Below are 7,562 nucleotides of genomic sequence, written 5' to 3' on the forward strand. Positions count from 1 at the left end.
TATATTTTTAAATCTTTTATCTGAAATCTAATATCTGAAATCTAACATCTGAAATCTAACATCTAATATCTGAAATCTAATCTGTAATTCTTAAAAATTCTTTTGCAAGCTCGATCATTTTTTGGTCGCCTGTATATTTTCCTTTTTCATCGGAAAGTTTTACGGTTGGGATCCACTCTTTATTGGGAGCCTGTACGCCGATTAATTTCATTACAATATTCATCGGCTTTAAACCTACATCATTGGTAAGGTTTGTTCCGATTCCGAATGAAACACCGATTTTTCCTTTACAGTAATTGGTGATTTCTTCTACTTTTTCAAGGTTTAAAGCATCGGAGAAAATGATGTATTTAAATAAAGGATTAATTCCGTGACGTCGATAATGGGCAATCGTTTTGTCTGCAAATTCTAAAGGATCGCCGCTGTCATGACGAACTCCGTCAAAAAGTTTTGCGAATTTCTTGTCAAACTGCTGGAAGAAAACATCGGTTGTATACGTGTCTGAAAGGGCAACTCCCAAATCTCCGCGATAGACATCAACCCAATGTTCAAGCGCTAATTCGTTTGCCATTTTAAATCCAAACTCGGCTCCGTGAAACATAAACCATTCGTGAGCGTGTGTTCCGATTGGTTTTACGTTATATTTCATTGCGAAATGTACATTTGAGCTTCCGATAAATGTAGAGTCTTTTTTCTGTGTCAAAGCTTCCATCACAAGATTCTGTACTTTATGTGAATGTCTTCTTCTGGTCCCAAATTCAGCAAAGGTTACGCCTAATTTATTTAATGAATCTGCTTTCTCTAAGGTTTTTGCCATTACTGTTTCGTTTGAATCTCTTTCCATATGATTCATTTCGTAATGCAGCTCGCTAATTAAAGCTAATAATGGAACTTCCCAAAGAATCGTTCTGTACCAAAGTCCTTCAACAGTTACCGAAAGGTCGTTTCCGGTTTGTACGATTTTCACTTCGGATGGATCATAATGATAACCTTCAAGAAAATCTAAGTATGGTAGATCTAAATAAGGACAGGTTTTAGCTAAAAACTTTTTTTCATCTTTCGTGAGTTTCAGTTCTGCCATTTTATTGACGATTTCTCTCAATGCATGATCAAAACCTTCAGGGAAATGATGTTTTCCACGGTTGATGAATTCGTATTTTACAATTTGACTTGGGAACAATTTTACCACTGCATTTTGCATGGTGATTTTATAGAAATCGTTGTCGAGAATCGAGTTTAAGTGTATGTTTTGCATATTGTGTAATTTTAACACAAATTTAAATATTTAAAAATAAAAATCGTCTAAATGTAAGACGATTTTTGCAATAATGTAAATTTTTTGGTGTGGTATTATTTCCCAAGATAAGAATTGTACATCCATACTTCTTTTTCCTGTTCTGTAATATAGTCGCTCATTTGGGAGTTTGTTCCTTCATCTCCCGCTTTTTCGGTAATATCTAAAAGCTCTCTCTGTAAATCGATAACAACTTTAAAAGAATTTAAAATAATTTCAACACTTTTGTTACCGTCGCTTACTTCTTTACTTTCCTTAATGGTAGAAACCTGAAGGTATTCTGAATAATTGTGCGCCGGAGTTGCGCCTAATGTTAATATACGTTCTGCAATTTCATCTATTTTTAAAACTAAGCTGTTGTAAAGCTCTTCGAATTTTGGGTGTAACGTGAAAAATTGCTCTCCCTTAATATTCCAGTGAGAGCCTCTTGTGTTTTGATAAAACACGGAGTAATTAGCAAGTAAGATATTCAGCTTTTCTGAAATGTTTTGGCAGTCGGCTTCTTTTAAACCGATAATGTTTGCGTTTTTCATAAGTTTATTTTTTGATATTTCTAATGCAGGAAATATTGTGCCGAAACTCTTCTTTTTGTGATTGATGTTGGCTATTAACAAATTTTTAAAAACGGTATGAATTAGATTTCTTAATATTGTGAAAAATTAGTAAAGAAGTGATGTTTAAGTATAAGGTACTGGCTGTAATAATAGTGATTGTCTATTTTTTGCAACCTTTTTTCTTCTCAAATGGAGGTATTGGTGCAGATAGTCTTTCTTATTTTGGGATTGCAGTAGATTTGCCACATCCCGAAACAGATCTTTTTCCTTTAGGGTATCCTGTATTACTAAGATTAATGTATAATATCACGCAGGATTGGTTTTGGGCCTCAAAAATTTTGAGTACTCTTTTTGTGGTAGTGATTTTAAGCTTTTCCTATTTTAAAAAATTTTATTTCAGGGAAACTGTTTTGCTGTTTACAGGTAAAACTTGTCTGTTCGTATTTCTTCAGGCAATGTCTGAAGGACCGTTTATTTTTTTGCTGTATTTTCTTTTCTATTTTTTGCACCTGATGTTTTCAGAAAAAAGCAAAGGGTTTCAAAATGCCATATTTTCTTCGGTAATTTTAGTATGTATGTTTACAGTAAGGTATTCTGGGATTTATATCTATGCATCTGTTGTGTTTTTCTTCTTTTTGATGTTTTTTAAATTAAAAAAAGCTACCTGGTTTAAGCCATATTTGTTGTTTGTGTTTTTGTCAGGATTAGGAATTGCGTCTTATCTGCTTTTTAATTATCTGAATTTTGGAAGTTTCACCGGTGAGAATTTAAGAGGTTCTGCGATGGGAAATTTACCAATATTTATATTAAGGAGTATTTTGGGGGTTGTGAATGTGGTAGATCCTTTTATAGGAATAAAGCCAGCTTCATTGAGTTTTGCGAGTATTGCTTTTCAGTTTTTAGTGCTTTTGATTGATATCGGGATTATTATTTATCTAATTAAATTTTTTAAAAAAGCAAAAAACGATTCTTCTTACAACTTCCATATCGTGTTATGGTGTATGGCTTCGGTTTATGCTGTGGCGTTACTGATTTCCGGCTGGTTTCAGCAGATAGAAGAAATGAATGTAAGAATGATGGCTGCAGCAAATATTTGCCTGTTTTTCTCCTTTCTTATTTTATATTTTAAAAATGTTAGTTCAGATAAATGGTTATGGAGAATCTGTTGTTTCTTTTTTGTGTTTCTTACGGCTTATAATTTGAAGGATGCAGATAATTTTTTAAAAAATAAAAAAATAATAGAGCCGCAAATGTCTCAGTTTGCAGACAGAAAATATCTTTATAATAATGAAAGGCATATCGAAACAATTACAACATACCATCTTCTTTTTATAAATAAATCTTTCCAATACAAGCATACAAATAAGCAAATAGGAAGTCTTAAAGAAAATATTATTGGCACTCTGAATCCAAAAATCAAATGGCTTTTGAATGATACGATAAAAGATAAATCTAAAGTTTTGTATACTTCAGAAATAAAATTTGAGAAGGATTAAAAAATCAAAATACTTTGATGGAATAAAATGTAAGTTCTTGTTAATTAATTTTTAAGTATGCAAATAATTTATTTGCAACTGCTTGTGGATTAAAAAATTATTATTACTTTTGCACCCTAAAATAAAAGCAATTAAATGCCTACTATTCAACAATTAGTTAGAAAAGGAAGAGTCGCACTTACCAAGAAGAGTAAATCGGCTGCCCTTGATTCTTGTCCACAAAGACGAGGTGTATGTACGAGAGTATATACTACCACTCCTAAGAAACCTAACTCTGCACTTAGAAAAGTTGCAAGGGTAAGACTTTCAAACGGTAAAGAAGTTAACGCCTATATCCCAGGTGAAGGACATAATCTTCAAGAGCACTCGATAGTATTGGTACGCGGGGGGAGAGTAAAAGATTTACCAGGAGTTAGATACCACATCGTAAGAGGTGCGTTGGATACTGCTGGAGTAAACGGAAGAACACAAAGAAGATCTAAGTACGGAGCTAAGAGACCTAAACCAGGACAAGCTGCTGCAGCACCTGCAAAAGGGAAGAAAAAATAATCATTAAATAAGGTACAGAAACAATGAGAAAGACAAAAGCGAAAAAAAGACCGTTGTTACCAGATCCAAAGTTTAATGATCAATTGGTAACTAGATTCGTAAACAACTTGATGCTTGACGGTAAGAAGTCAATTGCATTCAAAATATTCTATGATGCATTGGATATCGTAGAAACTAAAAAAGGAGATACTGAAAAAACTTCATTAGAAATCTGGAAAGATGCATTAACTAACGTTATGCCTCACGTAGAAGTACGTTCTAGAAGAGTAGGTGGAGCAAACTTCCAGATCCCAATGCCAATCAGAGCTGATAGAAAAATTTCTATGGCTATGAAATGGTTAATTAGCTACTCTAAAAAGAGAAATGATAAGTCTATGGCTTTGAAATTGGCTAACGAAGTTGTAGCAGCTTCTAGAGAAGAAGGTGCTGCTTTCAAAAAGAAAACTGATACTCACAAAATGGCGGAAGCTAACAAAGCGTTTTCACACTTTAAATTCTAATCTGAAATGGGTAGAGATCTTAAATTTACAAGAAATATTGGTATTGCTGCGCACATTGATGCAGGTAAAACTACCACTACAGAAAGAATTTTATTCTATACAGGTGTAAACCACAAAATTGGAGAAGTTCACGATGGTGCTTCTACAATGGACTGGATGGAGCAGGAAGCGGAAAGAGGTATTACCATTACTTCTGCTGCGACTACTTGTTCTTGGAACTTTCCAACAGATCAAGGTAAAGCTTTGCCAGAAACTAAACCTTACCACTTCAACATTATCGATACACCGGGACACGTTGACTTCACAGTAGAGGTGAACAGATCTTTGAGAGTATTAGATGGATTGGTATTCTTATTCTCTGCAGTAGATGGAGTAGAGCCTCAGTCTGAAACAAACTGGAGACTTGCTGACAACTACAAAGTTGCTAGAATGGGATTCGTAAACAAAATGGACAGACAAGGTGCTGACTTCCTTAACGTGGTAAATCAGGTTAAAGATATGTTAGGATCTAATGCAGTTCCAATCGTTTTACCAATCGGTGCTGAAGAAGATTTCAAAGGTGTTGTAGACTTAATTAAAAACAGAGCGATCATCTGGGATGAAGCTGGACAAGGTGCTACTTTCGAGGTAGTTCCAATTCCGGAAGATATGAAGGATGAAGTTCTTGAATACAGAGAGAAATTAGTAGAAGCTGTTTCTGAATATGACGAAACTTTGATGGAGAAATTCTTCGAAGATCCGGATTCAATTACAGAAGAAGAAATCAATAATGCATTGAGAGCTGCTACTATCGATTTATCTATTATCCCAATGACTTGTGGTTCTTCATTTAAGAATAAAGGAGTACAGTTTATGTTGGATGCAGTATGTAAATACTTGCCTTCTCCATTGGATAAAGATGATATCAAAGGTACTGACCCAAGAACGGACGCTGAAATCACAAGAAAACCTTCTGTAGATGAACCTTTCTCTGCATTAGCATTTAAGATTGCTACTGACCCATTCGTGGGAAGATTAGCATTCTTCAGAGCATACTCAGGAAGATTAGATGCAGGTTCTTATATCTTGAACACTCGTTCAGGAGATAAAGAAAGAATCTCAAGAATCTATCAGATGCACGCTAACAAGCAAAACCCGGTAGAATATATTGAAGCTGGTGATATTGGTGCTGCTGTAGGTTTCAAATCTATCAAAACTGGTGATACAATGTGTGACGAGAAAAACCCAATCGTTCTAGAATCGATGGTTTTCCCTGATCCGGTAATTGGTATCGCTGTTGAGCCTAAAACTAAAGCTGACCAGGATAAAATGGGTAACGCTCTAGCTAAATTGGCTGAAGAAGATCCTACGTTTACAGTAAGAACTGACGAGGCTTCTGGACAAACGATCATTTCTGGTATGGGTGAGCTTCACTTAGATATCATTGTTGACCGTATGAAGAGAGAGTTCAAGGTTGAAGTAAACCAAGGACAACCTCAGGTAGAATACAAAGAAAACTTAACAAAAGTTGCTCAACACAGAGAAGTTTACAAAAAACAATCTGGTGGTAAAGGTAAATTTGCTGATATTGTATTTGAACTAGGACCTGCAGACGAAGGTAAAGTTGGTTTAGAATTCATCAATGAGATCAAAGGTGGTAACGTTCCTAGAGAATTTGTTCCTGCAATTGAAAAAGGATTTAAAGCTGCAATGAAGAACGGTCCTTTGGCTGGTTTCGAAGTTGAAGGTATTAAAGTTACTCTTAAAGATGGATCTTTCCACGCGGTGGATTCTGATGCTCTTTCTTTCGAAATGGCTGCAAAATTAGGATTCAAAGAAGCGGGACGTGCTGCTAAACCGGTAATTATGGAGCCTATTATGAAATTGGAGGTTGTAACTCCGGAAGAATATATGGGTAACATCATTGGTGACCTTAACAAGAGAAGAGGTACTATCAGTGGTCAGGAAGAAAAGAACGGTGCTGTTGTAATCAAAGGTTCAGTTCCACTTTCTGAAATGTTTGGATATGTTACGACTCTAAGAACACTTTCATCAGGAAGAGCTACTTCTTCTATGGAATTAGAGAAATACCAAGCTACTCCTCAAAACGTTGCTGACGATATCATCGCTAAAGCAAAAGGTTAATTTTTAAAGTACAAGAAATGTCACAAAGAATCAGAATAAAACTAAAATCTTACGATTACAACTTGGTAGACAAGTCTGCTGAGAAAATCGTAAAAACGGTAAAGGCTACTGGTGCTGTTGTAAACGGTCCAATTCCATTGCCAACGAACAAGAGAATCTTCACAGTGTTGAGATCTCCGCACGTAAACAAGAAAGCAAGAGAGCAGTTCCAATTATCAGCTCACAAGAGACTAATGGATATCTACTCTTCTTCTTCTAAAACTGTTGATGCTCTAATGAAATTAGAACTTCCTTCAGGAGTTGACGTAGAAATTAAAGTGTGATAAATTTGCTTGAAGACGGAAGTTTTAAAGCAACACCTTAAATATAAATCCCTTTTCGAAAGAAGAGGGATTTTTTGTTTTTAAATCAATCTTAAATAAAATAACTGTCAATTTATAGATTATTAAAAATATTTTGACATAAAAATTAAGATTTTGTGTTTTTGTTAGAGTTTTATTTAGCCTGAATTTGAATAGACAATATAGCTGCGGAGGAGCGAAACCTAATGTTAAATATAAAAAATAAACTTATTTGAATTTAATTTATGAATTTTAATTACACACAAAATATTCAAACATAATTTTAATTAATTCAACCATTATTGATATTTTTGATTAAAATTAAATATGAAAACACTCATTTTACTTTTATTTCCCCTGTTTTTATCGGCACAAACGCATCGGTTTATCTATCAGTTTCAATATAAATTAGATTCAACCGCAAAAGATTTTTCTGCAGAAAATATGATCCTTGATGTGAATCCTGATGATGTTAAATTTTATCCTTACTCATACGCCGAAACAGATTCTTTAAATATTATTCGAGATCAGAATAGATCAAGATGGGACGATCATCTTCCTGCTCTTATCAGAAAAAAGAACTCTTTTGAAAATACCTCAATTATCCTGCTGAATGATTTTTTCTCGTTAAAATCTACTGATAAAATAAATTGGAAACTCTTAAACGATACAAAAACTGAAGGACAATATACTTTACAAAAAGC

General features: G+C 34.3%; 7 protein-coding genes and 1 pseudogene. 6 read left to right on the forward strand and 2 right to left on the reverse strand.

Translation table 11 applies throughout. The annotated features are described in order from the left end of the window. Window positions 1–76: 76 nt before the first annotated feature. Both pncB and AB4Y90_RS04540 read right to left on the reverse strand, forming a co-directional pair. Window positions 77–1,255 carry a nicotinate phosphoribosyltransferase gene (gene pncB, locus AB4Y90_RS04535; protein WP_441556251.1) on the reverse strand — a complete coding sequence of 393 codons (1,179 nt, stop codon included), beginning with the start codon at window positions 1,253–1,255 and terminating at the stop codon, window positions 77–79. 95 nt (window positions 1,256–1,350) lie between these two features. Further along, window positions 1,351–1,827 carry a Dps family protein gene (locus tag AB4Y90_RS04540; RefSeq protein ID WP_441556253.1) on the reverse strand — a complete coding sequence of 159 codons (477 nt, stop codon included), beginning with the start codon at window positions 1,825–1,827 and terminating at the stop codon, window positions 1,351–1,353. Window positions 1,828–1,967: 140 nt separating this feature from the next. Between AB4Y90_RS04540 and AB4Y90_RS04545 the strand changes: the two genes are divergently transcribed. The 6 genes and pseudogenes from AB4Y90_RS04545 to AB4Y90_RS04570 all read left to right on the forward strand — a co-directional run. Continuing rightward, entirely contained in the window at window positions 1,968–3,344 is a 1,377-nt protein-coding gene (locus tag AB4Y90_RS04545; protein WP_441556254.1) for a hypothetical protein, read from the forward strand. A gap of 135 nt (window positions 3,345–3,479) precedes the next feature. Continuing rightward, complete coding sequence (gene rpsL, locus AB4Y90_RS04550) at window positions 3,480–3,893, forward strand: 30S ribosomal protein S12 (RefSeq protein WP_031503575.1); 414 nt, start codon at window positions 3,480–3,482, stop codon at window positions 3,891–3,893. 23 nt (window positions 3,894–3,916) lie between these two features. Beyond that, window positions 3,917–4,393 carry a 30S ribosomal protein S7 gene (gene rpsG, locus AB4Y90_RS04555; RefSeq protein WP_333850539.1) on the forward strand — a complete coding sequence of 159 codons (477 nt, stop codon included), beginning with the start codon at window positions 3,917–3,919 and terminating at the stop codon, window positions 4,391–4,393. A 6-nt stretch (window positions 4,394–4,399) separates the two neighbouring features. After that, entirely contained in the window at window positions 4,400–6,517 is a 2,118-nt protein-coding gene (gene fusA / locus AB4Y90_RS04560; RefSeq protein WP_441556255.1) for an elongation factor G, read from the forward strand. Between the two features lie 17 nt (window positions 6,518–6,534). Further along, window positions 6,535–6,840: a 30S ribosomal protein S10 gene (gene rpsJ / locus AB4Y90_RS04565; protein WP_002661363.1), complete on the forward strand. Its 306-nt coding sequence runs from the start codon at window positions 6,535–6,537 to the stop codon at window positions 6,838–6,840. Between the two features lie 345 nt (window positions 6,841–7,185). Beyond that, window positions 7,186–7,562: pseudogene (locus tag AB4Y90_RS04570) on the forward strand (GLPGLI family protein); the annotation flags it as partial.

It is taken from the genome of Chryseobacterium sp. 2TAF14 (assembly GCF_052115105.1).
Taxonomy (GTDB): Bacteria; Bacteroidota; Bacteroidia; order Flavobacteriales; family Weeksellaceae; genus Chryseobacterium.